The organism is Aquibaculum arenosum (assembly GCF_029222965.1).
GTDB lineage: Bacteria > Pseudomonadota > Alphaproteobacteria > Kiloniellales > DSM-21159 > Aquibaculum > Aquibaculum arenosum.
On record NZ_JARHUD010000010.1, the window covers coordinates 1 to 26915 of the forward strand.

26 protein-coding genes are annotated in these 26915 nt (G+C 66.5%); 4 read left to right on the forward strand and 22 right to left on the reverse strand.

The window, feature by feature from the left end:
* Window positions 1-241 precede the first annotated feature (241 nt).
* From P2G67_RS14240 to htpG, 3 genes are all read right to left on the reverse strand, one after another.
* Window positions 242-1909: a Na/Pi cotransporter family protein gene (locus P2G67_RS14240; RefSeq protein WP_275823918.1), complete on the reverse strand. Its 1668-nt coding sequence runs from the start codon at window positions 1907-1909 to the stop codon at window positions 242-244.
* Window positions 1910-2067: 158 nt separating this feature from the next.
* Window positions 2068-2619: an inorganic diphosphatase gene (gene ppa, locus P2G67_RS14245; protein WP_275823919.1), complete on the reverse strand. Its 552-nt coding sequence runs from the start codon at window positions 2617-2619 to the stop codon at window positions 2068-2070.
* 110 nt (window positions 2620-2729) lie between these two features.
* Window positions 2730-4613, reverse strand: coding sequence for a molecular chaperone HtpG (htpG, locus tag P2G67_RS14250; RefSeq protein WP_275823920.1), 1884 nt, complete (start codon window positions 4611-4613; stop codon window positions 2730-2732).
* A 159-nt stretch (window positions 4614-4772) separates the two neighbouring features.
* On the opposite strand from htpG, the gene P2G67_RS14255 reads away from it, so the two are divergent.
* A complete protein-coding gene (locus P2G67_RS14255; protein ID WP_275823921.1) occupies window positions 4773-7343 on the forward strand; it encodes a helicase-related protein in 2571 nt (856 codons plus the stop codon).
* Window positions 7344-7350: 7 nt separating this feature from the next.
* Complete coding sequence (locus P2G67_RS14260) at window positions 7351-7743, forward strand: RNA-binding S4 domain-containing protein (protein WP_275823922.1); 393 nt, start codon at window positions 7351-7353, stop codon at window positions 7741-7743.
* Between the two features lie 23 nt (window positions 7744-7766).
* Here the strand turns inward: P2G67_RS14260 and P2G67_RS14265 are convergent, their stop codons facing one another.
* Entirely contained in the window at window positions 7767-8417 is a 651-nt protein-coding gene (locus tag P2G67_RS14265; RefSeq protein WP_275823923.1) for a class I SAM-dependent methyltransferase, read from the reverse strand.
* Entirely contained in the window at window positions 8414-9352 is a 939-nt protein-coding gene (gene ubiA / locus P2G67_RS14270) for a 4-hydroxybenzoate octaprenyltransferase (protein ID WP_275823924.1), read from the reverse strand. Before ubiA ends, P2G67_RS14265 begins: the two co-directional genes overlap by 4 nt.
* 79 nt (window positions 9353-9431) lie before the next feature.
* On the opposite strand from ubiA, the gene P2G67_RS14275 reads away from it, so the two are divergent.
* Window positions 9432-10181 (forward strand): 16S rRNA (uracil(1498)-N(3))-methyltransferase, encoded by a 750-nt coding sequence (locus P2G67_RS14275; RefSeq protein WP_275823925.1) that lies wholly within the window; start codon window positions 9432-9434, stop codon window positions 10179-10181.
* Window positions 10182-10271: 90 nt separating this feature from the next.
* On the opposite strand, the gene P2G67_RS14280 is transcribed toward P2G67_RS14275, so the two are convergent.
* From P2G67_RS14280 to P2G67_RS14320, 9 genes are all read right to left on the reverse strand, one after another.
* Window positions 10272-10754 (reverse strand): F0F1 ATP synthase subunit B family protein, encoded by a 483-nt coding sequence (locus tag P2G67_RS14280; RefSeq protein ID WP_275823926.1) that lies wholly within the window; start codon window positions 10752-10754, stop codon window positions 10272-10274.
* Window positions 10754-11329 carry a F0F1 ATP synthase subunit B family protein gene (locus tag P2G67_RS14285; protein WP_275823927.1) on the reverse strand — a complete coding sequence of 192 codons (576 nt, stop codon included), beginning with the start codon at window positions 11327-11329 and terminating at the stop codon, window positions 10754-10756. The genes P2G67_RS14280 and P2G67_RS14285 overlap by 1 nt, the downstream gene beginning before the upstream one ends.
* Before the next feature lie 97 nt (window positions 11330-11426).
* Window positions 11427-11651, reverse strand: a complete 225-nt coding sequence (locus P2G67_RS14290) for a F0F1 ATP synthase subunit C (protein ID WP_275823928.1) — start codon at window positions 11649-11651, stop codon at window positions 11427-11429.
* A gap of 76 nt (window positions 11652-11727) precedes the next feature.
* Window positions 11728-12480: a F0F1 ATP synthase subunit A gene (locus P2G67_RS14295; RefSeq protein ID WP_275823929.1), complete on the reverse strand. Its 753-nt coding sequence runs from the start codon at window positions 12478-12480 to the stop codon at window positions 11728-11730.
* 22 nt (window positions 12481-12502) lie between these two features.
* A complete protein-coding gene (locus P2G67_RS14300; RefSeq protein WP_275823930.1) occupies window positions 12503-12853 on the reverse strand; it encodes an AtpZ/AtpI family protein in 351 nt (116 codons plus the stop codon).
* A gap of 158 nt (window positions 12854-13011) precedes the next feature.
* Window positions 13012-16476 (reverse strand): chromosome segregation protein SMC, encoded by a 3465-nt coding sequence (gene smc / locus P2G67_RS14305; protein WP_275823931.1) that lies wholly within the window; start codon window positions 16474-16476, stop codon window positions 13012-13014.
* A gap of 75 nt (window positions 16477-16551) precedes the next feature.
* Window positions 16552-17166: a DsbA family protein gene (locus P2G67_RS14310; RefSeq protein ID WP_275823932.1), complete on the reverse strand. Its 615-nt coding sequence runs from the start codon at window positions 17164-17166 to the stop codon at window positions 16552-16554.
* A gap of 114 nt (window positions 17167-17280) precedes the next feature.
* Window positions 17281-17802, reverse strand: a complete 522-nt coding sequence (locus P2G67_RS14315) for a DUF721 domain-containing protein (RefSeq protein ID WP_275823933.1) — start codon at window positions 17800-17802, stop codon at window positions 17281-17283.
* Window positions 17799-18266 carry a hypothetical protein gene (locus P2G67_RS14320; protein ID WP_275823934.1) on the reverse strand — a complete coding sequence of 156 codons (468 nt, stop codon included), beginning with the start codon at window positions 18264-18266 and terminating at the stop codon, window positions 17799-17801. Before P2G67_RS14320 ends, P2G67_RS14315 begins: the two co-directional genes overlap by 4 nt.
* A gap of 26 nt (window positions 18267-18292) precedes the next feature.
* Between P2G67_RS14320 and mutY the strand changes: the two genes are divergently transcribed.
* Window positions 18293-19399 (forward strand): A/G-specific adenine glycosylase, encoded by a 1107-nt coding sequence (gene mutY, locus P2G67_RS14325; protein WP_275823935.1) that lies wholly within the window; start codon window positions 18293-18295, stop codon window positions 19397-19399.
* 11 nt (window positions 19400-19410) lie between these two features.
* On the opposite strand, the gene P2G67_RS14330 is transcribed toward mutY, so the two are convergent.
* The 8 genes from P2G67_RS14330 to P2G67_RS14365 all read right to left on the reverse strand — a co-directional run bounded on the left by P2G67_RS14330 (window position 19411) and on the right by P2G67_RS14365 (window position 26872).
* Window positions 19411-20361 (reverse strand): cation diffusion facilitator family transporter, encoded by a 951-nt coding sequence (locus P2G67_RS14330; RefSeq protein WP_275823936.1) that lies wholly within the window; start codon window positions 20359-20361, stop codon window positions 19411-19413.
* A gap of 99 nt (window positions 20362-20460) precedes the next feature.
* Complete coding sequence (locus P2G67_RS14335) at window positions 20461-21120, reverse strand: PAS domain-containing protein (RefSeq protein WP_275823938.1); 660 nt, start codon at window positions 21118-21120, stop codon at window positions 20461-20463.
* Between the two features lie 76 nt (window positions 21121-21196).
* Window positions 21197-21451: a c-type cytochrome gene (locus P2G67_RS14340; protein ID WP_322099718.1), complete on the reverse strand. Its 255-nt coding sequence runs from the start codon at window positions 21449-21451 to the stop codon at window positions 21197-21199.
* A 155-nt stretch (window positions 21452-21606) separates the two neighbouring features.
* A complete protein-coding gene (locus tag P2G67_RS14345) occupies window positions 21607-22374 on the reverse strand; it encodes an ABC transporter ATP-binding protein (RefSeq protein ID WP_275824024.1) in 768 nt (255 codons plus the stop codon).
* Window positions 22375-22385: 11 nt separating this feature from the next.
* A complete protein-coding gene (locus P2G67_RS14350) occupies window positions 22386-23258 on the reverse strand; it encodes an ABC transporter ATP-binding protein (protein WP_322099719.1) in 873 nt (290 codons plus the stop codon).
* Window positions 23258-24178 (reverse strand): nickel transporter permease, encoded by a 921-nt coding sequence (gene nikC, locus P2G67_RS14355; protein ID WP_275823941.1) that lies wholly within the window; start codon window positions 24176-24178, stop codon window positions 23258-23260. Before nikC ends, P2G67_RS14350 begins: the two co-directional genes overlap by 1 nt.
* Window positions 24175-25236 (reverse strand): ABC transporter permease, encoded by a 1062-nt coding sequence (locus P2G67_RS14360; protein ID WP_275823942.1) that lies wholly within the window; start codon window positions 25234-25236, stop codon window positions 24175-24177. Before P2G67_RS14360 ends, nikC begins: the two co-directional genes overlap by 4 nt.
* A 49-nt stretch (window positions 25237-25285) precedes the next feature.
* The gene (locus P2G67_RS14365; protein WP_275823943.1) at window positions 25286-26872 is read right to left on the reverse strand and encodes an ABC transporter substrate-binding protein; all 1587 of its coding nucleotides are present in this window, start codon (window positions 26870-26872) and stop codon (window positions 25286-25288) included.
* Between the last annotated feature and the right edge of the window lie 43 nt (window positions 26873-26915).

Below are 26915 nucleotides of genomic sequence, written 5' to 3' on the forward strand. Positions count from 1 at the left end.
GCTCTTACGTTCAATTCTGGTCATGGCATGCACCCCTCCTGAGGGTCCGGTGAGTTTCACATCACCAGCGTGCCATGACCGCTGAAACCGTCACCGCTTTTGCTGAAAATTCAGTACACGATCGGCATTTGACCACTTCAGTGCAGCGCGAGATCAGCAGGGGCCACCCGCTTCTATTGTGGCACAGGATGTGCAACAGCCGAGAGATGCGGCGCGCCATTCCGCCCTCTCCCGTGCCCTCTTACGCTCCCGTCGATTCCACCCGCTTGCGCAGCCGGCTGCCGCGCAGTTCTCCCTCGGCTTCCAGAATGGGATAGGCGACGGCAGAGAGGTGGGAGTTGATACGCTTCAGGTCCCGCAGCACATCCAGGTGCAGGGCGGAGGTCTCGATGGTTTCGGGGCGCCCGCTGCGCAGCCGCTCCATGTGTGCCTCCGCTGCGGCACGCTCCTGATCGCGGATCTTCTCCTTCTGCACCACCAGGCTGCGCGCCATATCGACATCGCGGGTGACGAAGACGGCTACAGCGAGTTGCATCTGTTCGCTTACCCGGCTGTGCAGGGCCACGAGTTCGCGCCAGCCGGCTTCCGAAAAGGCCACCTTGCGCTTCTGCCGCTTGGCTGCCAGTTCCAGCAGCCCCTTGTCGATCACGTCGCCGATGTGTTCGAGGTTGGTGGTGAAGGTGATCAGGTCGAAGGCCTGACGACTCTCCTCTTCGGTCAGCGGCTCCCGGCTCATGCGCGAGAGGTAGAGCTTGATCGCCTCGTGCAGGCGATCCACCCGGTTGTCGAGGGCTCGAAGCTCCGCGATCCGCTTGGGATCGTCGGCGCGGAATGCCTCGATGGTCTCCGCCAGCATGGTTTCCACCACGTCCGCAACCCGCAGCGCCTCGCGCGTCGCGCAGGCCAGGGCCATGGCCGGGCGGTCGAGCAGACTGTCGTCCAGGTGTCGCGGCTGGTCGTCGGCCTCACCCTCCTCACGCGCCGGCAAGACCTTCTGCAGCAGCCGCGCCGCAAACCCGGTCAGCGGCAGGAAAACCAGCAGCAGGGCAAAGTTGAAAGCAGTGTGGAAGTTCGCCAGCAGGCGGGCAGGGTCGGCCTCGAACTGGCCCAGAAGTTCTGCCAGAAGGCCGGCAAAAGGCAGGACCGCCAACGCCCCCAGCGCGCGGAAGCCCAGATTGCCCAAGGTGACGAGCCGCCCATCGCGCGACTCTCCCAGAGTCAGCACGAAGGGCACCAGGCCGGCGCCGACGTTGGCGCCGAGGATCAACGCCAAACCGAGGCCGCTGGGCAAAACGCCGCCGGCAGCGAGCGACACGATCAGCAGCACCATCGCGACACTGGAGTGCGCCAGCCAGGTCAGCAGCGCCGCCAAGATCATCGCCAGCAGCGGCTCGCCGGCCAAGGCTGTCAGCACCGTTCGCAACACCTCGCTTTCGCGCAGCGGCTCGGAGGCGCCGACGATCAATCCCAATGCGAGGATCATCAGGCCAAGCCCGATGGACACCCGCCCCATCTGCCGCGATTTCGGGCTGCGGGTCAGCATGAAGAGCGCCACGCCGATGACCAACAGCGCCGGCGCCACCGCCCGCAAATCGAAGGACAAGACCTGCACCACCAGCGTCGAGCCCAGATCCGCGCCCAGCATCACTGCCAGCGCCGGCGTCAGCGCGATCAGACCGCGACTGGCGAAGGAGACCAGGAGCAGCGCTGTGGCGGTGGAGGATTGCAGCACCGCCGCAGAGGCGACGCCCGCCGCCGCGGCCTTGATCGGACCACCAGTGGCCCGGGCCAGAACCTGGCGCAAGCTGCCGCCGTAGGCGCGCAGGATCCCCGTGCGCACCATCCGCGTCGCCCAGAGCAGGAGGGCGGCGCCGCCGAGCAGCTCGAGTAACAGGGCCTGGGCCGACATCGCTTAACTCACTCCCTCGCGCGCCAGAGGCGCCGACGCAGCTTCGCTTCCGCCCAAGGTCTCGACCAGACGGCGCGCAGCGCGCAGTTCAACGAAGAACGCCGCCGGAAAACCGGCGGCGCTCCCATGGTGGCACGAAGGCTGCGAGGCTGCGAGAATTATTCGGCGGCCGCGGCCGCGTTCTTCTCGCTCTCGCGCTTCACGGCGCGCTCAATCATCTTGAACGCCTCGATCGGGTCGCCCCAGCGCTTGATCTCGACCCACTTCCCGCTCTCCAAGTCCTTGTAGTGCTTAAAGAAGTGCGCGATCTGGTCGATCAGGATCTTGGGCAGTTCGCGATAGCTGGTGATCTCGCTGTAGTAGGGATGAAGGCTGTCGACCGGCACCGCGAGCACCTTCTCGTCCTCTCCCTTCTCGTCCTCCATCACCAGAACGCCCACCGGGCGCGCCTTGACCACCGCGCCGGGCACAATGGAATGACGGGCCAGCACCAGCACGTCCACTGGATCGCCATCGTCGGACAGGGTGTGCGGCACAAAGCCGTAGTTGCAGGGGTAATGCATCGCTGTGTGCAGGAAACGGTCGACGAACAGCGCGCCGGACGCCTTGTCGAGCTCATACTTCACCGGTGCGCTGCCCACCGGAACTTCGATGATTACGTTGAGCTCGAATGGCGGATTGTCGCCGACTGGAATCCTGTCGATCAGCATTAGAAACCTCTCCTGCGGGTAAACGCCGCCATCCTGCACCGAGGCAGCGTCTGGTCAAGTGGCAATGTTGCAGTGCAATAAATCAATAAAGGAGCGATGATCGCCTTGCGTCAGATCAAGCCGCGCTCCATGAAACCCGAAAGCCGGCGCGCAAAAGCGGCTGGATCGAGCGGTGGCTCGCCTTCCAGAATGCGCGCTTGGTCCAGCAGAAGCTGTGCTGCTTCGCCCATGCTGTCCTTGCCGTTGGCTCCGGCCTTCACCTCTTCCGCCAGGCGGCGAATCAGCGCATGGCCCGGATTGATCTCCAGCACCCGCGGCGCGTCCGCCGGAGCGCGCTGACTGTGCCGCAGAATGCGGGCCAGGTGCAGGTCCATGTCCCCGTCATCGGCCACGAGGCACACGGGGCTGCTGGTCAGCCGCTTGGAGGCCCGCACGTCCTTCACCGTTTCGCCCAGCGCCGTCTTCAGCCAGGCGACGAGCGTGGCCAGTTCGCTGCCCTCCAGCGACTCCTGCTCGTCCTTTTCCTCCTCGTCGCTCGCTTCGGCTTCGATCGTATCGAGATCGGCGCCAGCACGGGTCACGGACTGGAAGCCCTTTCCCTCATACTCGCCCGCCGCAGAGAGCCAGAAGTCGTCGATGGGATCGGTCAGCAGCAGCACCTCGATGCCCTTGGCGGCGAAGCCTTCGAGCTGCGGACTGCGCCGCAGGGCCTCGATATCGTCGCCGGTGATGACGTAGATCTTTTCTTGGCCCGGCCGCATGCGCGCAATGTAGTCCGCCAGGCTGGTCCAACCCTCAGACTTGGTCGAGCGGAAGCGCGCCAGGGTCAGAAGCTTGTCGCGCTGGCCGGCATCTTCGTAGAGACCTTCCTTGAGAACCGCTCCGAAGATCTCCCAGAAGCGCTCATAGTCGGCGGGATCCTTCTCGGCGCGACTTTCAAGTTCACCCAGCACCCGCTTGACCAGGGCCGATTTCATCCGCCCCAGCACCGGGCTGTGCTGCAGCGTTTCGCGGCTGACGTTGAGCGGCAGGTCCTCGGAGTCGATCACGCCGCGCAGGAAGCGCAGGTAGGATGGCACGAGGCTTTCCACGCCCTCGGCGATGAAGACGCGTTTGACGTAGAGCTTGACTCCGTGACGGCGCTGCGGATCGAAGAGGTCCCATGGCGCCGTGCCGGGCACATAAAGCAGACCGGCATATTCCATCACCCCTTCCGCCTTGAAGTGGAGCCAGCCCCAGGGCTCGTCGAAGGCATGGGCGACGTGGTGGTAGAATTCCTTGTACTGCTCTTCGGTGATTTCACTCTTCGGCCGGGTCCAGAGCGCCCCTTCGGCGTTGAGGCGTTCCGGCTCGCCCTCACCGCGCAGTCGCACCGGCACCGCCAGATGGTCGGAGTAGGTCTGGACGATCTGGCGCAGCCGCTGCGCCTCCAGGAACTCGCGCGCATCCTCTTTGAGGTGAAGCTCGATGCGTGTGCCGCGCGCCGGCGCGCTATCGCTCTCCGTCAGGGTGAAACCGCTGCGTCCGTCGGATTCCCAGCGCCATCCCTGCGCTTCACCGGCCTTTCGGGTTTCCACCACGACGCGGTCGGCCACCATGAAGGCGGAATAGAAACCGACACCGAACTGGCCGATGAGATCCACATCGCCCTTCTTCTCGCCCAGTTCCTCCAGGAAACGGGCGGTGCCGGAGCGCGCAATGGTGCCGAGATTGGACACCAGATCGTCGCGGTTCATGCCGATGCCGTTGTCGATGACCGTGAGCGTCGCGGCAGCGCTATCCGGCTGCAGATCGACGGCCAACTCGGCATCGCCGGCCAACAGCTCTGCCTGCGTCAGCGCGGCATAGCGCAAGCGATCGCATGCATCGGAGGCGTTGGAGACCAGTTCACGCAGGAAAACTTCCCGCTTTGCGTAGAGCGCATTGGCAACGATGTCGATCAGGCGGCTGACTTCGGCCTGGAACGGCAGGGTTTCGGGCGCGGATTCCGTCATCTTCTTCAACAAAGCCCCGCTGGTGGTGGAACGTCGGCTGCAGAAACCTGCAGGCGCGCCTGATATGAGCAAAGGCGGCGCGCCCTGCAAGTCTCCAATAACGCATTGCTGCCGGCTCTGCCCTTGCACCGGCACCCTCAGCGGACGATCTTCACGGCTATGCAGGCCAGCTCTCGCGACCGGGTCGTTGCCGTCCTCGGTCCGACCAATACCGGCAAGACACACTTCGCCATCGAGCGCATGCTCGGGCACAGCAGCGGCATCATCGGCTTTCCCCTGCGGCTGCTGGCGCGGGAGAACTACGACCGGGTGGTGAAGCTGAAGGGCGCGCGCCAGGTGGCGCTGATCACCGGCGAGGAGAAGATCGTTCCTCCCAGTGCGCGCTACTTCCTCTGCACCGTGGAATCCATGCCGCTGGACCGCCCGACCTCTTTTCTTGCCGTGGACGAGATCCAGCTCGCCGCCGATCCGGAGCGCGGGCACGTCTTCACGGACCGCCTGCTGCACGCCCGCGGGCATCAGGAAACCCTCTTCCTGGGCGCCGACACCATCCGGCCGCTGCTGACCAAGCTCATCCCCGGGGTGGAAATCATCACCCGGCCGCGCTTTTCCAAGCTGACCTATGCCGGCACCCGCAAGGTCACCCGCCTGCCGCCACGCTCGGCTGTGGTCGCCTTCTCGGCGGCCGAGGTCTACGCCATGGCGGAACTGGTGCGCCGGCAGCGCGGCGGTACCGCGGTTGTGCTGGGCGCCCTCTCGCCGCGCACGCGCAACGCTCAGGTGGCCATGTTCGAAAGTGGAGAGGTCGACTACCTGGTGGCCACCGACGCCATCGGCATGGGCCTCAACCTCGGGCTCGACCACGTCGCCTTCGCGCGCCTGACCAAGTTCGACGGACACAGCATGCGGCGCCTCTCCCCGCCAGAGGTGGCGCAAATCGCCGGGCGCGCCGGACGGCACATGAGCGACGGCACTTTCGGCACCACCGCCGAACTGGGCCCCATGTCAGAGGAACTGATCGAGGCGGTGGAGGACCACCGATTTCAGCCGCTGACCGCGCTTTACTGGCGCGCCAGCCGCCTGGAGTTCCGCAGCCCGCAAGACTTGCTGCGCAGCCTGGAGGCACGCTCACCAGATCCAGCGCTGATCCGGGTGCGCCCGCCCGAAGACCAGCAGGCTTTGGCTGCGCTCGCCCAGGATGCCGACATCGCCGCCATGGCCGCCAATCCCGGCAGCGTACGGCTGCTCTGGGATGTCTGCCAGGTCCCGGACTTCCAGAAGTCGCTCACCGACCAGCACTTGCGCCTGCTCAAGCAGATTTTCCGCCACCTGCGCGGCAGCGCTGAGCGACTGCCCGAGGACTGGGTGGCGCAGCAGATCGGGCGGATCGACCGGGTCGACGGCGACATCGATGCCCTGGTCGCGCGGATTGCCCAAATCCGCACCTGGACCTTCATCACCCACCGCGGCGATTGGCTCGAGGATGCCGGAGGCTGGCGCGACCACACGCGCGCCATCGAGGACAGGCTGTCCGACGCACTGCACGAGCGGCTGACCCAGCGCTTCGTCGACCGGCGTACTGCCACGCTGGTCCGTCGGCTGAAGACCGGCGAGGCCCTGCTGGCCGCAGTCCGGCGCAATGGCGAGGTGGTGGTCGAAGGCGAGGACGTGGGCCGCTTGGAGGGCTTTCACTTCCGCCTGGATCGCACAATCGGGGAGGAGGATGCCCGGCCCGTGCTTGCCGCCACGCGGCGGGCCCTGCAAAGCGAAATACCGCACCGCATTGCCTTACTGGAAGGCGACGATGACGGCGCTTTCCGCCTCGACTCCACGGGCCGCCTGCTCTGGCGCGAAGCGCCCATCGGACAACTGGTCGCCGCCGATACGCCACTCACCCCGAAGATCAGGGTGGAGGACAGCGAGTTCCTCGACGGCGCGGCGCGCGAGCGGGTGCGCCTGCGCAGCGAGGCCTGGCTCACCCGCTTCCTGCGCAACCGGATCGGCTCCCTCTACGCTCTGGAGGAAGCGCCGCTGCAGGGCGCAGCACGCGGTCTCGCCTTTCAATTGGCGGAATCGCTGGGAAGCCTGCCGCGAGCCAGCGTCACCGCGCAACTCGACCTGCTCACCAAGGCAGAGCGTCGGATGCTGGGCGAACTGAAGGTACGCATCGGCGCCGAAAGCCTCTATCTCGCCGACCAACTCAAAGCGGAGACCATTCGCCTGCGCGCGCTGCTCTGGTCCGTGCACAAGGGCGCGCCGCTGCCAAGCCTCCCCGCTCCGGATGAGCCGCCGGTGCTGGAGGGCGATGCGGCCAGCGACGAGAGCCTCTGCCGGGCGCTCGGCTTTCGACGCCTGCGCGGCCGCGGTAAGGCTCGGGCCCTGAGGGTCGACCGGCTGGAACGTCTGGGCCAGGCCGCGCACCGACGTCTCGCAAAGGCCGAGCGACACGCCGGCTTTCCCGTGGACGGCCAGCTGCTGCAACTCGCAGAGGGCGACAGCGATCTGCTGCGCGCGGCCCTGGCGACACTCGGCTTTCGCAGCGAGCAGAAGGACGAGGAGCTGCGCTTTCACCGCCAGCGCCGGCGAGTCGGCCCCCAGGAGAACAGCCCAGCAAGTCAAAAGCGCGCTCGGCTCCGACGAAAAAAGCCAGCATCAGCCAGCGAGAGCAGGCAGGTAGCCTCCGACTCGCCCTTCGCCGTGCTGCAGACCCTCAAACGCGCCCGGTCCTGATAGCGTGATGAGCAGCGGCGAGGGCGACTTCCTGCGTCTCGACAAGTGGCTGGTCTTCGCGCGCTTCTGCAAGACCCGCAGCGTGGCCGGAGCGCTGGTGGAATCTGGCCGGCTGCGCATCGCCGGCAGCGTGGTCAGCAAGCCGCATTACAAGCTGCGCGTCGGCGAGGTGCTCACCTTCCCTCAGGGCGACTACGTGCGGGTGATCAAAGTCCTCTCGCTGCCGTCCCGGCGCGGACCGGCGAACGAAGCGCAAGCCTGCTACGAAGATCTCCATCCAACGGCCGACCAGGTGCCCTTGCCGCGCGGGCGAAAGGCAAAAGCGGGTGAGCGCGAGCCCGGCAGTGGACGCCCCACCAAACGGGACAGGCGCGAGATCGAGCGCTTCAAGGGTGGTTGAAGCGGCGCGGGCAAGTCGCTCGTCTACGCCGGCTCCACGCGCCAGACCGAGGCGTTGCGCAGGTCGCTATCCTCGATGGCCTTGGTGGTGGGAACGGCATAGTGCGCCACGCGGGTGAGGCCCGAGCGTGGCGTGTAGGTACGCTGGGGATCGCCCAGGTAGACCGCTGCGCCGCGCGCGGCCAGGCTCTGCAACCAGCGAAAGGCCTGCTCGGCCAGCGGCTGCTCGTAGCAGATGTCGCCCGCCAGCACGATCTCCCAATCGCCTGCCTCATCCAGCGGATCGCGGTCCAGCAACCCAAGCTGCACGCCGTTGAGCCCGGCATTGAGATGAATCGCGGCTATGGCAAAGGGATCGATGTCGCAGGCCATCACCTCCGCAGCGCCCGCCATCGCCGCTGCGATCGCCACAAGGCCGCTGCCGGAGCCGAAGTCGAACACCCGCTTCCCGCGCACCTCTTCTGGATGATCCAGGATCCAGCGCGCGAGCGCCTGGCCACCGGCCCAGGCAAAGGCCCAGTAGGGCGGCGGCAGCCCCATGCGTTCCAGTTCATCCTCGCTGGCCTGCCACAGCGGTAACGCTTCACTGGCCTGATACAGGGCAATCTCGGGAACGAGCGCCGGGCGCTCGGGCAGTGTATTGCGTCGGACAAAATCCGCCGCGTCCTTGTTCACGCCCCGAGGACCGGTGAAGCCGCCAGCAGGCCGGCCAGGAACAGCCAGCCGACGAAGCGGTTGCTGCGGAAGCGCAGCAGGCAGTTGGCTGGGTCATTGATGTCCAGGCTGCCGACCTGCCAGGCAAAGTGTGCCGCCACCGCCGCGAGACCGAGGTATGCCGGCCAGGCTGCCCCTGCCAGCCAGCAGGCCGCGGTGAAGAATGACAGCGCCACGAGATAGAAGGCCGCCGTCCAGGGCCGGGTCCGCTCTTCCAGCCAGAGCGCACTCGATTTTACGCCGATCAGCGCGTCGTCGTCCTTGTCCTGATGGGCGTAGATCGTGTCGTAGCCCAGGGTCCAGAAGAAGCCGCCGGCATAGAGCAGCAGCGCGGGCCAGGCCAGGGAATCGGTCACCGCTGCCCAGCCCATGAGTGCGCCCCAATTGAAGGTAAGACCCAGCCAGGCCTGGGGCCACCAGGTGATGCGCTTCATCAAGGGATAGGGGAAGACGAGCGCCAGGGAGGCCACCCCGAGCCAGATCGCCGTTGGCGTGAGCTGCAGGAGAATGAGCAAGCCGAGACCCAGCAACGCCGCCAGGAAGATTACTGCCTGGCGCACCGAGATCTCGCCCGAGGGTATGGGACGCGTGGCGGTGCGCGCCACCCGACCGTCGAAATCCCGGTCCAGGATGTCGTTTACCGTGCAGCCGGCCGCGCGCATGATCACCGCACCCAGGGCAAACAACAAATAGAGCGCCGGGTCCGGGCTGCGCCCCATTGCCAGTTCCGCCAGCGCGATCGACCAAAGGCAGGGCGAGAGCAGCAGCCAGGTGCCGATGGGACGGTCCAGGCGCGCCAATCGAATGTAGGGGCCTGCACGGCGCGGCGAGAGCGCGTGCAGCAGGTCGTCGGCGCGAATATCGCTCAATGCGCGGCGGCGTGTCGTCTTGCTCATGGGCCGCAGTCTGTCTGCAGCGGCGCTGCGGCTCAAGCGGGACTTGACCGCCCAAGGGGCGGAAGGCCCTATGCCGGCCATGACTGCGATGAAACCGGCCACACGCCTCTACAGCGAAGACGATTTGAGCGAAGGGAGCGACATCCTTCTCTCGAAGCCCCAGGCACACCTTCTCAAGACAGTGCTGCGTCTGGACCCCGGCGCTGCGGTCCTGCTGTTCAATGGCCGCGACGGGGAATGGCTGGCCGTCATCGAAGAGTTGGACAAGAAGCGCGGCAGGCTGCGGCTGGAGCGGCAAACCCGGGCGCAAACGACGGACCCGGACATCTGGCTGGCCTTCGCACCGATCAAGTCCGCGCGGATCGACTGGCTGGCGGAAAAGGCCAGTGAACTCGGCGCAATGCGCCTGCTGCCGGTCAAGACGCGCCGCACGGTGGTCGACCGCGTGAACTGCGAACGGCTGCAGGCCAATGCACGCGAGGCAGCCGAACAGTGCGAACGCTTGAGCCTGCCTCAGGTGGAAGCGCCCTGCTCCCTCGCCGAGTTGCTGACGCAATGGCCGGCTGAGCGGCCCTTGTTGCTGGCCGACGAAGGTGGCAGCGGTGCTCCCCTGCCCGCCGCGCTGAAGAGCATCTCCCCACCCCTCGGTCTGCTGGTCGGGCCGGAAGGCGGCTTCACGCCGGAGGAGCGCGAGATGCTGCTGCAAAGCCCGGCGGTCACACCCGTCTCGCTGGGACCGCGTATCCTGCGCGCCGAAACGGCGGCGCTGGCTTTCCTGGCGGTGGTTCAGGCCCTGGTCGGTGACGGCGCGCAGCCGCCGCGGCAATGACAGAGCGCCGTTGCTTCGCCAGAACCTCAAAAGAAAAAGACACCAAACCCGGGCGGGTGGTGCCTTTCTCTAAAAAACCTGCTGAGAAGGTCAGTTCAGCTTGCGGCCAACCTCGTTGATCGAGCTATCGGTCAGCGCTGCCTGGCGCGATTCGTCGAGGTTGCTGGCGATCAGCCGACCAGCCGCAGCCACTGCCAACTCGGCGGCCTGCTGGCGCAGCTGCGCCTCGGCGTTCTTGCGCGCCTGAGCGATCTTGTCCATGGCCAGCTGCTCGCGCCGGCGAATGGTCGCCTCCAGCTCATGCTCGGCCGCATCGCGCAAGGACTTGGCTTCGGAGCGCGCAGCTTCGACGATCTCCTCGGCATCCTTGAGAGCCTCGCGCTGGCGGCGCTTGTGATCTGCCAGCATCTTCTGAGCCTCTTCGCGCAGGGCCTGTGCCTCTTCCAGCTCCTTGCGGATCCGCTCGGAACGAGCGTCCAGCTTGGCCAGGGTCGGCGCCAGCCCCATCTTCACGGCAATCACCAGGAAGATGATCAGCGACACCGTGATCCAGAAGTATTCGCTACCGAACATCAGCGGCGACCCTCCATCACGTCATCGACTGCAGCACGCGCGGCGCTTTCAGCCGGCGTCACGTCGATGAGTTTCTGTGTCACGGCCTGTGCTGCGCTCGTGGCCATGCCGGCGAGATCGCCTGTTGCCCGCGCCATGGCCTCCTCAATCTCCGCCTCTTCGCGACGATTGCGTTCGGCCTGCTCGCGTGCCACGACATCGAGCCGCTGCGCGGTATCGGCCTTGATCTCGTCACTGGTGGCTTTGAGGATTGCACCGGCCTCGCCGCGCGCTGTACCCAGCGCCTTCTCGTAGGCCTGCATCACCTCTTCCGCCTCAGCGCGCAGCCGTTCGGCACGGCCGAGGTCGTCGTCGATCTTCTCGCGGCGCCCTTCCACCACCTGTCCCAGGCGCGGCAGCACCTTCTTGGACATGATATAGTAGAGCGCAGCGAAGGTGACGATCAGCCAGAAGATCTGGCTTACATAGGTGTCGGTCTGGGTGAGCTGCGGCAGCCCACCCTCCGCGGCGCCGGCCGGCCCGGTGGCGAGTGCCACGGCAGCGACCGCCAGCGTTATGGTCGTTATGCGCGCCATTTCCCTGGTCACCGCCTCGTAAAGTTTCGGCGTTCTGGCGGAAAAGCGGCGGTCGGGCTTACGATCGGCAAGCCCGCACCGCACCGCTCGACCTGACTCAGCCGAAGAGAACGAGGAGGGCGACAACCAGCGAGAAAATCGCGATGGCTTCCGTCACGGCAAAGCCGATCCAGATGTTTGCGCCGATCTCGTCCTTGGCCGCCGGGTTGCGGGCAATGGCCGCAAAGTAGTTGGACCAGACGTTACCGACACCCACGCCGGCACCAATCATGCCGAGGGTGGCCAGGCCGGCACCGATCATCTTCGCAGCTTCGAGCTCCATTTTTCCGCTCCTGAGGTTTTGGTCGTCGAGTTGATGAAGAACCGATGGTTGGGAACGAGGGCGAACCTGCCCCCGCTTAGTGAAGGTGGATTGCGTCGTGCAGATAGACGCAGGTCAGAATGGTGAAGATGTAGGCCTGCAGCACCGCAACCAGGAACTCCAGGGCGGTGATGCCCACCAGAGCCGCCAGCGGCACCACGCCCGCAATGCCCATGAGAAGGGTAAAGCCGGCGAAGACCTTCAGCAGGATATGCCCGGCCATCATGTTGGCGAAGAGACGCATCGACAGGCTGATCGGGCGCGAGAGATAGGAGATGATCTCGATCGGCACCAGAATGACTGCCGTCCACAGCGGCGCGCCGTGCGGGAAGAAAAGGCGCAGATAGCCGGCCCCGTGGCAAATGAAGCCAATGACGGTCACGGCGAGGAAGATCACCATCGCCATGAAGAAGGTCACCACCAGATGGCTGGTGAATGTGAAGGATATGGGGATCATGCCCAGCAGGTTGCCGAAGAGCACGAAGAGGAACAGCGAGAAGATGAAGGGGAAGTAGACCCGGCCTTCGCTGCCCACGTTCTGGCGCACCATGCCGGCGATCATTTCGTAGAGGATCTCGGCACAGGACTGCAGGCGCCCCGGCACGAGCGAACGCCCGCGGGTCGCCATCATCATGAAGCCGGTGATCGCCGCCACCGCGATCACCATCCACAGCGCGGAGTTGGTGAAAGAGAGATCGAGACCGCCGACATTCACCGTCACCAGCCGCTGAATCTCGAACTGGTGCAGGGGATCGACCGGAAAACTGCCGTCTTGCGCGCCCTGTGCCACGTCCGCTCTAACCCCTCGTCAGTCATGACCCGACATCATGCCGGGTCTTCTCCTTACGTTCCTTGGCCTGGCGTTCCAGTTCCCGGCCCGTGCGGATCACGTTCATAAACGCTGCCGCGCACCCCAGGATCAGGAAGAGGATCATCAGCCAGGGCTTAGTGCCCAGCCAGGAATCCAGAACCAGACCCACTCCTACCCCAACGCCTACGGCCGCGACAATCTCTGTCGCCATCCGCATACCCACGCCGATGCCACTGGGCACACCACCCCGACCGCTGTCACCGCGTTGTCTCTGACGCGGCCGCCGGGCCTGGGCAGCCTTCAGCTTGGCATCGAGCGCTTCGAAGGGAGACGGCTTTTCGGGCTTGGACATGACTCTGACGCTCCTAACGGAACGGCCGCCGGCAAACGGCAACACCCGACCCCCGCCTCCAACTCGTCAGCGCCGGAAGGCGGGCGAACCTTACGGAGCGCCCCCTATCGCGTCAAGGCCGAATGGTGCAGCGCGTAATGCGGCACAAAAGCAGGCTTCTAGGCCGATTCGCGCAGGGCTGTGGCGCCCTCCAAGTCGACCGAAACGAGCTGACTGATACCCCGTTCGGCCATGGTGACGCCGAACAAACGGTCAACCCGTGCCATGGTCAGGCGATGGTGGGTGACGATCAGGAAGCGGGTCGAGAGCGCCGCCGCCAGTTCTTCCACGAGATCACAGAAACGATCCACGTTGGAATCGTCCAGCGGCGCATCCACCTCGTCCAGCACACAGACCGGCGCCGGATTCACCAGAAAGACGGCGAACAGCAATGCCAGCGCCGTCAGAGCCTGCTCCCCACCCGACAGGAGCGAGAGCACCTGCAGTTTCTTGCCCGGCGGACTGGCCATGATCTCCAGCCCCGCCGCCAGCGGATCCTCGGCCTCTGTCAGCTTGAGATGGGCATGGCCGCCCCCGAAAAGGCGCACGAAGAGTTCCGAGAAGCGCGCGTTGACCTTCTCAAAGGCCTCGAGCAAGCGCTGCCGGCCCTCGCGATTAAGCCCAGCAATCCCCTGGCGCAGCCGGGCGATGGCAGCGATCAGGTCCTCGCGCTCCCGGGTCATGGCGTCGATGCGCTCGGCCAACTCTTCGGCTTCCTGCTCCGCGCGCAGATTGACCGGTCCGATCCGCTCGCGCTCCTGCTGCAGGCGCTCAAGCTGGCGCTGCACCTCTCCGCGCTCGGGCAGCGGCTGATCCGGCATGATCTCTGCCAAGCCCCCCAGTTCGCTTATGCCGATCTGGAACTTTTCGCGCACCCGCTCCGCGAGGGTCCCCATGGCTTGGGCAGCCTGGGCGACACCAGCTTCCGCCCGCACCCGAGTTTCCCGGGCCTCGGCCAGGTGTTGCTCCATCTCCCGGGCCGCGCGCGTCGCCTCGGCCTGGCCCGACTCTGCCTCCGCCAGTTCGGCCGCCGCGGCACGCCTGGCCGACTCGCTGGTTTCGATCTGCTGCTCCAGGGCGGCTTCCTGGGTCGCGATCTCTGCCGGCCGCTGGGCCAGGGCCGTCAGTTCCGATTCGGCTGCAGCCCGGCGCGCCTCCAGATCGCGACCATGCGCCGCGCCCTCCGATAACCGCCTATCCCAGGAGGCCCTCTCTCGGCCGATGGCTTCCAGGCGTTCCGCGCGCGCTTCGCTCTCGCGCAGGAGACGGCGCAGGTCCGACTCTGCCTCGGCCAGGGCGCTGCGGCGCTCGCTCAGTCTGGCCTTGCGGTCGGCGACCTCGGCGCGCGTTGCAGCCGTATCCGGTAGGGCAGCGATTTCGGCCTCCACCTCCGCCAGGCTGCGCGCACTGTCCTGCCGATCGCTTTCCAGATTGGCCGCCTGCTCCTCCAGCGCCGCCAGGCGCGAGGCCTCTGCGGCCGCGCGCTGTTCCAGGCGGGCGGCCTGGGTCTGGGCCTCGGAGACGCGGGCGAAGGCCTGGCGCTGCGCCTCGCGGGCCTGCTTCTCCGCCGTATCTGCCGCCTGCACCTCCTGTTGCAGCTCCTCCCAGGCCGCTGCCGCCGCTTGCCGGCGCGCCTCGGCCTCGCCGCGCAGTGCGTCCAGTTCACTCAGGCGATTGCGCTGCTCCAGGCGCTGCGCCGCTGCAGTCGGCGCGCCGGCCGCTGCGGTGAATCCGTCCCAGCGCCAGAGCCCCCCATCGCGGCTCACCAGCCTTTGCCCCGGCAGCAGTGTCTCCTGCAGGTCGGCCGCGGGCGCATCGTCTTCGAGCACGCCGATCTGCTGCAGTCGCCGCTGCAGCGCCGCCGGTGCTTGCACCAGTTCTGCCAGGCAACGGCATCCGGCAGGCAGGGGCGCTATGTCCTCGTAAGGGGCGAGCGCCCGCCAGTGCAGCGGCGCCTCTTCCGCCAAGGGCGCTTCCAGATCCTCGCCCAGGGCCGCGGCCAGAGCCGCTTCCCAGCCCGGCTCGACGCTCAGTGAATCCAACAGCGCCGGGTGCGCCGAACCTTCGCCCCGATCGAGAAAGGCGGCTATGGCCTTGCGTTCGGCATCCAGACGGGTGACTTCCTCTTCGGTCGCGCGCAGGGCGGCGCGGCCCTCGCCCTGGCGCTCGCGCAGAGCGACCAGGGCAGCCTCAGCGGCCTCAACCGCGTGCTTCTGGGTCTCCTGCTCCTGCTGCGCTGCTTCCAGGGCGGCCCGGGCCTGCGGCAAGGCTGTGCGGTCGCTTCGATCGGCTTGCAGCTTCGCCAGTTCGGCGGCTGCCTCGCCCTTGCGGCGTTCCAGGCGGGCCAAGCCGTCGCGCAGTTCCTGCCCACGCTTGGCAAGCGCTGTCCGGCGCGCCTCGTTGGCGGCAAGTTGCTGGGACAGGGCGGCCAGAGCCTCTTCCTCCTCTGCCGCCGCCAGAGCCCGGGCATCGCGCTGCGACTCCGCTGCTTCGCGTTCTCCGACTTCGGTGATGACCGCCGCCTCCAGCCGCTGACGCTCCGCTTCCAGGCGCTTGAGCGCTTCCTCGGCATCGCGACTGAGCGCCTGGGCGCGGGCCAGGTCGCCACTGAGCTGCTGCAGGCGCTGCTCCGCCGCACTGCGCGCGTCCGCCACCTGCTTTGCTTCCCGGCGCAGCGATTCGCGTTCCAGCGTGACGCGCTGCAGGGCTGCAGCGGCCTCGGCATCGCGCTGCCGCAGGGGCGCAAGCGCTTCCTGTGCCTCCTGGGCAACCTGCGCCGCTTGTGCCGCGCGCGTCGTGAAGCCGGCGACCACGCGCTCGGCCTCCTGCAGCGCCGCCGCCGCGCGCGTTTCCGCTTCACGCCCCTCCAGCATGTCGAGGTAGAGCAGCAGCGCCTCCTGCCGACGCAGGGCCTGGGCGACGTTGCGGTAGCGGGTGGCCTGGCGCGCCTGACGCCGGAGCTGGGCCAGTTGTCCCTCCAGCGTGCCGATCACGTCCTCCAAGCGCTCGAGATTGGTCTCGGCGGCGCGCAGGCGCAGTTCGGCCTCATGACGACGCGAGTGCAGGCCGGTGATGCCGGCCGCCTCTTCGAGCAGATGCCGCCGGTCACCCGGACGCGCGTTGATCAGCGCGCCGACGCGCCCCTGGCTGACGATGGCGGTGGATTGCGCCCCGCTGGCAGCATCGGCGAAGAGAAGCTGGACGTCGCGCGCCCGCACCTCCCGGCCGTTGATGCGGTAGAGGGAGCCGCGATCACGCTCGATGCGCCGGGAGACCTCCAGGAGGTCTTGATCGTTGAAGGCCACCGGGGCCAGGCGGTCCGCATTGTCGAGGGTGATGGTGACTTCCGCCAGGGAACGCGCCGGTCGCGTGGCGGTGCCGCCGAAGATCACGTCCTCCATCTCGCCGCCGCGCAGACGCTTGGCCGAGGTTTCCCCCATCACCCAGCGCAGCGCTTCGACGAGATTGGACTTGCCGCAACCATTGGGACCGACGATTGCCGTCGTCCCCGGCTCGATCAGAAGTTCGGTCGGCTCGACAAAGGATTTGAAGCCCGAAAGGCGAAGTTTGACGAACTGAACCACCGACGACTCGGTCCCCTGCGGCTAATGGAGCGCAGCCACCAGGATGGGCCGGTCGAGGATCGCTCGCCCTCGTCCTCAGGCCGCGTCCAGGACCTGCGCGAAACTCTCGTAATCGCCGACGCCCTGGACCTTCTCACCATTGGCGAAGAAGGTCGGCGTCGAATTGACCCCGAACTCGTCACGGGCTTCCACGAAGCCCTCGAGGACAGCGTTCATGCCAGGCTCATCCTCTACCGCGGCGTTGAAGCGCTCCTGGCTGAGGCCGGCAAGCTGCGCATGGCGGGCAAGCGCCTCCAGCGGATCTTGAGCCTGCGACCACTGCGCCTGGGTTTCGAAGAGCACCTCGATGAACGCGAAAAAGGCCCGGTCTGTGGGCATGGCATTGGCCACCATGGCCGCCCGCAGCGCCAGCCCATCGAGCGGGAAGTGGCGATAGGCCAGCTTGGCCCGCCCCTCCTCTATCCACTCCGACTTCACTTGCGGCAGGATTTCCCGGTGAAAGCGCGCACAGTGCGGGCATGTAAGCGAGGAGTATTCGATGATGGTCACCGGCGCTTCCGACTCGCCCAGCACCCGATCTCCCTCGCGCAGGGCCACATCCTGCGCCGCCGCCGGTCGGATCAGCCCGCCCAACATCGGCGGCAGCACCGCCACGGCGGGAAGGCCCTTCAGTATCTGCCTGCGATTCATCTTTCACCTACCATATCTTGTGAATACTAGGGGGAGCCGACGCGCTCCTCAAGCCTTTCGGACGGGTCCGGGCAAAGCCATGACAGCCCGGCGGGGCGGAAATATGGCGGGGTCTCATCCCCTGCCCTTGCCGCCGACCGCCGTGCCAAGCCGCTCCAGTGCCTCACGCAAGCCCGGATCGTCAATCGCCGAGAGCCGCTGGTTCAGGCCGGCGGCCCTTTCCGGCGGCAGCGGCGCGGGCGCTTGCAGCGGCGGGCGTGGTGCTTTGCGGCGCACCGGCCCCTGTTTGAGACGCAGCCGCGCCACCAGCGCGTAGCCGAAGTACATGTTGACCCGCTCGGCCAACAGATCGCCACTGTGCTGCAGGTCGAGCGCCATGGCGGGGTCGACCCGCAAGTGCAGGGTGGCCTTGCGCTTTTCGTCGCGGGTTGGAAAGGCCAGCTTGAGCGGCTGCGTGTAGGCGGCGACCTCGGGTCCGACGATGACCTCCCAGTCCAGCAGCAATGCAGCTTCCGCCTTGGCAAAGCCCCTAAGCGCCGGCCGGGTCAGGCGAGGCACGAAGCGGGCCAGCGCGCTGGGCCAGCGCGCACGCCGATCCCTGCCCTGCCCGTCGTCCGCTTGCTGGCCGCCGCTCATAGCGCCTCGCGCTCCAGGATCTCGCCGCTGTAGGTATCCAGGCGCAGGCGCCAGCGCTGCCCCTCCGCGTCCTCGGCCTCGGCCTCGAAGGCACCACGGCGCCACTGCAATCCGCTGATCTCCGAATAGCCGCCATCGCGCAGCAGGCGCCGCACTTGGCTGTTCTGCAGCGCAGAGCCGCGGCTTTCCGGTACCGCAATCTCCTGACCGCTGACGCCGTCCACCCAGATGCGGCTGCCGTCCTCCAGGTGCACCTGGTACACGCCCCCTTCGCGCCGCAGTTCGGCCACCGCATGGCCGGCCTCGCTCAAGCGCGACTCCAGTTCGGCCTCGCTGAGCAACAGCGCCTCGCCCTGCTCCCCCCTCTGCTGGAAGGGGAGCAGGAGCCCGGCAACCAGGACCGCCAGGGCAATGGCTGCACCACCCAGCACCAGGAGACGGATAATAAGAGTGTTGCGGTTCATGACGCCTTCCAAGATGGTCCCCGGCCATGGAAGAGTCCATATCGACCGCCCACGCAAGCAGCGAAGCGCCGCAGCCCGATCCTGCAGCCCTGCGCCAACGATTGCTGCAGTGGTACGACCGCCATGCCCGGCGCCTCCCCTGGCGCGCGCTGCCGGAGGAGGTGGCCGATCCCTACCATGTCTGGCTCTCGGAGATCATGCTGCAGCAGACCACGGTGGTCGCGGCCGCTCCCTACTTCGAAGCCTTCCTGGCGCGCTGGCCGCGAGTCGAGGAGCTGGCGGCGGCGCCGCTGGATGAGGTGCTGACCGCCTGGGCGGGGCTGGGCTACTACGCCCGGGCGCGCAACCTGCACAAGTGCGCTCAAAGCCTGGTCGCCGAGCATGGGGGCCGCTTTCCACAGGAAGAAGCTGCCTTGCAAGCGCTGCCGGGTATTGGCGCCTACACCGCAGCCGCCATCGCCGCCATTGCCTTCGACAGGCCCGCCGCCCCCGTCGACGGCAACTGGGAGCGGGTCATTGCCCGGCTCTTCGCCATCGAAACGCCCCTGCCGCCTGCGAAGGCCGAGATCCGCGAGGCCGCCGCCACGCTGGTTTCCCCGCAGCGACCGGGTGACTTCGCCCAGGCGATGATGGACCTGGGGGCCATCCTGTGCCTGCCGGGACGCCCCAAGTGCCTGCTCTGCCCCTTGGCCGAGGACTGCGCCGCCTACGCGCTGAACCGCGAAAAGGAACTGCCGGCCCGCACACCCAAGGCAGCGAAGCCGACCCGCCGCGGCATCGCCTTCTGGACCATCGACGCGCAGGGACGGCTGCTGCTGCGCCGGCGGCCGGAAAAGGGCCTGCTGGGCGGCATGATGGAGGTGCCCTCCACCGAGTGGCGCGGCGATCACTGGAGTGAAGCCGAGGCGCTGCCCCAGGCGCCCTTCCCTGCCGACTGGCGCGCGCTGCCCGGTCAGGTGCGCCACACCTTCACGCACTTCCATCTGGAACTGGAGGTCTGGGCCGGGCGAATCGAATCCGGCGCTTCCCCCCCGCCTGGTAGTTTGTGGGCCGAACCCGACGAACTGGATAAGCAGGCCCTGCCCAGCGTCATGCGCAAAGTCATCAGCCACGCGCTCAAGCGGGGCGGCTGAGGTGGTGGTTTTCAGAATTCTGTCGTAGCGCCGGCCAGGCGCGGCAGCAGCGTGACGCGGGCGTTGGGCACGGCCTGGCGGATCTGCGCGGTCAGCGCGCTTCGCAATCGTTCCACCTCGGCCATGGTACGCTCGGGCCGAAACTCCAGCTCGATTTCGATGAAGACATCGGCGCCGGCCCGCCGGGTGCGCAGGGGGCCGATGCCGTCGTAGTCGTCAAAATGCTGCGCCAAGGCCTGGGTGACCGGCATCTGCACCTCCTCGCCGCAGGCCGCATCCAGCAACTCACTCAAGGCACGACGCAGTATCTGCAGCGCCCAGAACCCCATGGAGAGCGCGATGATCAGACTGGCGACTGGATCGATATAAGGGCCGACGGCGGTGCCGGAGAACAGCAGGGCGCCCGCCAGAGCGACGAGCATCACCACATTCGAAGTCAGCTTGTCGATGAAGAGCACGATCTGGGAACGCACAACCGGGCTCTCGTCGCTGCGCGCCTGGCGCCAATAACGCAGCAGCAGCCAAAGGTTCACAGCACCCGACACGGCATTGGCCAAGATGCCAAGGATAACACCGCTGCCCTGCAGTTCCGTCTCGCCGCCCTGCATGCGCCCAAGCGCGAGTGCGACCACCACGAAAAGGGAGACCACCATAAAGCCTCCCACGGCAGCACTGGTCAGGCTTTCGACCTTCCCGAAACCAAACTCGAGTCGCGCTCCCCGGCTTTGCAGGGCCAAATACGCGACCCACCAAACGACCAGCACCGTGGCGAAGTCCAGCAGGCTAAGCAACAGGTCGGCGACCAGCGATATGGAATTGGAAAGAAGGACCGCAACCACAACCGCCAGGAGATTCGGTATGGCAGCCAGCAGGGCGAAGCGGGCCGTGCGTTCCCGACTGATCTTCCTAGCGGCGATACCCCCCGCGCCCGCCTGCGTCGCCCTTGCGTCCCGACCGCTCATCCGCCGCCTGTACCACCCTTCCTCTCTTCCTGCTTAAGGCGGCATCGCAGGAAGCGCAACGATCGCGGGTTGGAGCACAGTCAGGTGCGGCGATCGGACCTATTTCGCCATGGGAGAATCTACGAGGAAGCTTTGCAGTCGGCGGCCGGCTTCGGCGTCGGCCACGCGTCCGGGTGTCCGCCGCTGTGTGGTCGCTTCGGAGGCCTGCCACACGGCGATGTCGCTGGGCTGCAGCGGCTCTGACGGCAGTCCATGACCCAAGTCGAGGAACTCGCGCTCGGTCACAGCTTCATGAACCTCGATCAAATTGCTCGCGTTGTCGGTCAAGGTGCGGTCGAGATCGGTGCTCTGGAAGATCAACTGATCGACGCGACCATCGCAACCGCGAAAGGGAAAGCCCACAGCCTGGTTGTGCAAGGCGATGCCGCCGCGAGTCTGGGAACGGATGACAACACGCATGCCGCAGGGCCAGGTCAGCATATGTCGGAAACACTGCACCACCGCAGGCCGGCGCCATTCGGGCACAAAATCGAGATAGTTTCCGCCGGTCACCTCATAGCCATAGCGACGCACCTCTTCGGTGCCTGCCAGGCGGAAGCGCACGACCTCGGGGCTTTCCAATTGGAGAATCACCAGCGACTGGATGATGCCGCGAAGCTGCGACACATCGAAGTCCTTGCGATCCGCAATGCCACTTCGTTTCGGCAACCTCTGCCAATAGTCGGCAAAGAGGCGCGCCTGCCCCGTCAGGTCTGCCATGCCCCTGTCCCTGAAATTATGGTTAGGTGCTTCTAACGCCAGATGGGAGTCGCTCGCAAGCGACAATAGCGCGCGCTCACTCCTCCAGGCTTTCCAGATAGCGGATGAAGGCCTCCACCTCGCCGGGCTCGAGGACGAACTCGGGCATGGCGGGGTGGCCGACGGCGATCCCCTCGGCCAGCGACTCCGCCAGATGGGCCACGGGATAGCGGTGATGCAGATCACGAAAGGCCGGGGCTTCCGGCAAAGGGCTGCTGTCCTGCTCTCCCACGGCGTGACAGCCGGCGCAGTAGGACTGGGCAAGTTCGCGCCCGGTCTCCACCTGGCCCATTTCCGCACTACTCAAGCCCGCGAGTGTGGCCCCGCCCGTTGGTATGCAAGCCGCGAGGGCAAGGACGCAGCCTGCCCAGAGTGTCTTGCGTTGCGGCATCCGATCCTCCCTGAGCGACTCGACTCATGCAGCTTACCGGCTGCTGCTGCACTCTGTCAGGTGCTTTGCGCCGGCTGCGCGATGATCTCGCCACTGCTGGCGGCGATGAGGTCGCGGGTGTAGTCGGTGGCGGCGCTGCCGCGGCGCAGATCCTCGACCGAGAGCTGCTCCACAAGCTGCCCGCCCTGCATCACCGCAATGCGGCTGCAGAGATGGGCCACCACGGCCAGGTCGTGGCTGACCAGAAGGTAGGTCAGCCCGTGCTCGCGCCGCAGCCGTGCCAGTAGATTGAGGATCTCCGCCTGCACGGAGACATCCAGCGCAGAGGTCGGCTCGTCGAGCAGCAGCACCCGCGGCTCCAGGATCAGGGCCCGGGCAATGGCCACCCGCTGCCGCTGGCCGCCGGAAAGTTGATGGGGAAAGCGAAAGCGAAAGGCCGGGTCGAGGCCAACGGCCTCAAGCGCGCGATGCACCCGCTCCCGCCGCTCGCCGATGCCGTGAATCGCCAGCGGTTCGCTCAGGGTCGCGTCGATGGTGAAGCGCGGGTGCAGGGAGCCGTAGGGATCCTGGAAGACCATCTGCACCCGAAGGAAAAAGTCACGCCGCGGGCGCTTTGGCAGGGGGGCACCGGCAAGAGTCACCCGCCCCTGCCACTGCTGCTGCAGGCCGCAGAGCACGCGCAGGACGGTGGACTTGCCGCTGCCTGACTCGCCCACCAGTCCGTAGCTCTCGCCTTCATGCACCTGGAAGCTCACGCCGTCGACGGCGCGCACGCTGTCGCGCCCCTCACCGAAGTGGACTGCCAGGTCGTCCACCACGATCATGGGGGACGCGGTCACCGGGACACCTCCTCGCCGAAGCGATAGACGGGGCCGTCGAGCCAGGCAGGATCGCGCTGCAGGGTTGCGAGTTCGCCCACCGGCTGCTCCAGACGCGGCAGCGAGGCAAGCAAGCCGCGGCTGTAGGGATGGCGGCAGGCGTGAAGATTGCGGGCCTCGATCTCCTCCACCACCCGACCGGCGTAGAGGATCAGCACCCGGTCGCAGAAGCCGGCGACGAGATTGAGATCGTGGCTGATCAGGATCAGGCCCATGCCCCGGCGGCTGACAAGGTCATCCAGGATCGAGAGAATCTGCCGCCGCACCGTGACATCGAGCGCCGAGGTCGGCTCGTCGGCGATCAGGAGCCGAGGATCGGCGATCAGCATCATGGCGATCATCGCCCGCTGGCCCATGCCGCCGGACAGCTCGTGCGGATAGGCGCGGTAAACCCGCTCGGGATCGCGGATCTGCACCGCCTCCAGGATATCCAGCACCTTGCGATAGAGCTCCCGGCCGCGGCCTCCGGCGCCATGCACCCGCAGAGTCTCGGCGATCTGGTCGCCCACCGGCAGCACCGGATTGAGCGAGTAGCGCGGGTCCTGCATCACCATGGTGATGTGGCGCCCGCGCAGGTTTCGCAGCGCCCGCGGCGAGAGGCCGAGCAGGTCCTGCCCCTCGAAGGTCAACCTGTCGGCGGTCACCCGGGCGCTGTCGGGCAAGAGACGCAGGATGGCGCGTCCAATAGTGGACTTGCCCGAGCCCGATTCGCCGACGATCCCCAGCTTCTCCCGCCCCAGAGAGAAGGAGACACCGCGCACCGCCGGCACCTCGCCGCGCGGCCCGCGAAAGGCGACCTGCAGATTGTCGACATTCAGCAGAGCCGCCATCACCCACCCCGCCGCTTGGGATCGAGCAGGTCGCGCAGACCGTCGCCCAGGAGATTGAAGCCGAGGCTAACGAGGCAGATGGCAAGTCCAGGGATCGTCGCCACCCACCACTGGTCCAGCAGATAGGCCCGCCCAGTGGAGATCATGGCGCCCCACTCCGGCGCCGGCGGCTGGGCACCGAGGCCAAGGAAGCCCAGCCCGGCCGCGGTCAGGATGATCCCCGCCATGTCCAGGGTCACCCGCACGATCACCGAGGGCAGGCAAAGCGGCATGATGTGGCGCCCGATGATGCGAAAGGCACCGGCTCCCTGGATGCGCACGGCGGCGATGAAGTCGGAGCGCCGCAGCGTGAGCGTCTCGGCGCGCGCAACGCGAGCGTATGCAGGCCAGGCGGTGATGGCGATGGCGATCACCGCATTGTCGATCCCCGGCCCCAGCGCCGCCACGAAGGCCAGAGCCAGGATCAGGCGGGGAAAGGCCAGGAAGATGTCGGTGAGGCGCATCAGCACGGCATCGACCCAACCACCGAAGTATCCGGCCACCGTGCCCACCAGCAGGCCGATGGGCGCGGCGATCACCACCACCAGCGTCACGATGTAAAGAGTGATGCGCGCGCCGTGGATGATGCGACTGAGGATGTCGCGGCCCAGCTCGTCCGTGCCCAGCCAGTGCGCCGCGCCGGGCGGCTGCAATCGCAGGCGCAGGTTCTGCACGTTGGGCTCATAGGGGCTGATCCAGGGCGCGAAGGCAGCCACCAGCACCAGCAGCAGGATCAGGGCAAGCCCCAGCATCGCCAGGCGATTGCGCTGGAAGGCGTTCCAGGACAGCCAGGCCTGCCCAAGCCGCGCCTGCAAGGCCGATTGCGGCCTTTCGGAGAGCAGCCAGGCGCGCCAGCCTGCGGTGGAGAGGGTTTCACTCATCGTGCGCGCGGGTCCACCAGCCGGTAGAGCAGATCACTCAGGAGATTGACGCCGACGAAGACCAACCCGACGACGATGGTCGCGCCCAGCACCGCGGCCATGTCGGCCGCCAGCAGGGCGTTGGTGAGATAGCGGCCCAGCCCGGGCCAGGCAAAGACCGTCTCGGTCAGCACCGAGCCCTCCAGCAGGCTGGCGTAAGACAACGCGACCACGGTGATCAGGGGGACCAGAATGTTGCGCAGGGCATGGACCCAGATCACCCGCGCCTCGCTGACCCCCTTCACCCGGGCGGTGGTGATGTACTCCTGATTGAGCTGTTCCAACATCAGGCTGCGGGTCATGCGGCTGATGTAAGCGAGCGAGAAGTAGCCCAGCAGCGCCGCCGGCAACACGATGTGATGCAGCGCGTTGCGGAAAACGTCCCATTCCCCTGCGATCGCCGCATCGATAAGGATCATCCCGGTCACGCTGGGCGCGATCCCCTCGTGGAAGAAGTCGAGGCGCCCGCTGCCCCCTACCCATCCGAGCTTGGCGTAGAACACCAAAAGCCCGACCAGACCGAGCCAGAAGATCGGCACCGAATAGCCGACCAGCCCGATGACGCGTACGAGCTGGTCCGGCCAGCGGTCGCGGTGCACCGCCGCCACGACGCCCATGGGCACACCGAAGATCACGCCGATCAGAATCCCCAGCGTGGCCAGTTCCAGGGTGGCGGGGAAGACCCGAGCGATGTCCTCCAGCACCGGCCGCCCGGTGAGGACCGAGGTGCCGAAGTCGCCGCGTAGCACTTGGCCAACGTAGATGAAGAACTGCTGCCAGAGCGGCAGGTTGAGTCCCAGTTCCTCGCGCACCCGCTCATAGACATGGGCGGGTGCGCGGTCGCCAACGATGGCCAACGCCGGATCGATGGGAATGATCCGGCCGATCAGGAAGGTGATGCACAGCAGGCCGAGAAAGGTCAGCGCCAGGGAGGCCAGCAGGCCGCCCAGGGAGCGGATGCGCCGCGTCAGCCGCGTGCCCAGCAACCTTGGAGGGGCGGCAAGGCTCCGCTCCGTCATGGCGCAACTCCCAACCGGTCAGCGGCCTCCCGACTGCAGACCGCCGCCATCAATCCTTGGAGACGCGGTGATGGCGGTTGCCGTCATTGGTGGGCGCCAGGCGGAAACCCTCGACCTCGGGCCGCACCGCCGCAATGGCAACCTGCTGGAAAAGCATGATGAAGGGGGAGACCTCCTGCCACTCCTCGATCAGCGCCTGATAGCCCTCGTCACGCGCTGCTTCGTCACGTTCCAGTGCCAGGTCCTTGACCCGCTCGGTCAGCTCTTCTTCCTGCCAGGCATTGCGCCAGGTCAGTGGGTTGGCCGCCGCCTCGGGGCTGTTGTCCTCATTGGCAACGAAGACAGCGTTGGTATTGGGGTCGAAATAATCGATGCCCCAGGTACCGAGATAAATGTCGTGTTCGCGGGCGCGGTAGGTGGTGAGCGCCGTGCGGGAGTCGCTGGGCAGGATCTCCAACTCGATTCCGGCGCTGGCGAAGGAGGCCTGGACCGCCTGAGCGGTGTCCATGCGTTCCTGGTTTGTGGCGACATTTATTGAGAGCGAGAAACCATCCTCGTAGCCGGCTTCGGCCAGCAGCTCCTTCGCCCGCTCGGGGTCATAGGAGAAGGGCTCGCTGTCGACATGACCCAGCATGCCCTGGGGCAGGAAGGTCTGGTTCACGATCCAGGCATCGCGCATGAAGGTCTCGACCATGCCCTCATAATCCACCAGGTACTTCAGCGCCTGGCGCACCCGTACGTCGTCCAGCGGTTCGTGAGAGACATTAAGGCCCATGTAGAGCTGCGTACCCAGCGTTGCTTCGACAAACTGCAAGGTGCCCTCAGCGCGCAGCGGCTCAAGCTGGTCGGCCAGCAGGTTGCGGGCCACGTCCACATCGCCCTGCTCCAGCAGCAGACGCTGGGTGGCGGGCTCTTCTACGTGGCGCCACATGAGGCGGCCCAGTTCGGCAGCTCCATCCCAATAGTCGTCGAAGCGGCTCATGATGATGCGGTCGTTGGGCACCATCTGGTCAAGCTGGAAGGGGCCGCTGCCCGCCGTGTTGTTCTTGAGCCAGCCGTTGCCCCAATCGCCCTCGATCGCTTGCTCTTCGAGCAGGGCGCTGTCGACGATGGAGAAGTTGCCGCCGCTTAAGACATTCAGCACGAAGGAGGGGGCGAAGGCTTCGCTGAGTGTCATCTCGAAGGTGCGCTCATTCACAGCCTTGAGCACGTCTTCGTGATTGTCCGGTGTGATGCCGAGATCGTGGATCAGGAAGGACGGGCCGACATCCAGTGCCGCAAGCCGCGCGAAGGTGTAGACAACGTCCTCAGCCGTGAAGGCATTGCCGGAGTGGAAAGTCACGTCGTCGCGAAGGGTGAAGGTAAAGGTCTTGCCGTCCTCACTGACCTCCCAGGACTCCGCCAGCTGCGGCACGATCTTCGAAGTGTCGTCGAGATCATAGGCCACCAGCTTGTCGTAAGCGTTGGTGGCCACCTCGAATGTGGAGATCTCGTACATCTCCGCCGGATCCAGCGAAATGATGTCGTCGAAGCGCGACGCCTGCACCAAGGCATCGGAAGGAGTGGCCGCTTGAAGTGCGGGTGAAAGCAGCAGAGCGGTGGCCAGCGCTGTGGACGTGAAAACGGTCTTGAGCATGGGGGTGTGCCTCCTTGCACGGCGCAGCGAACGCCTTGGTTGT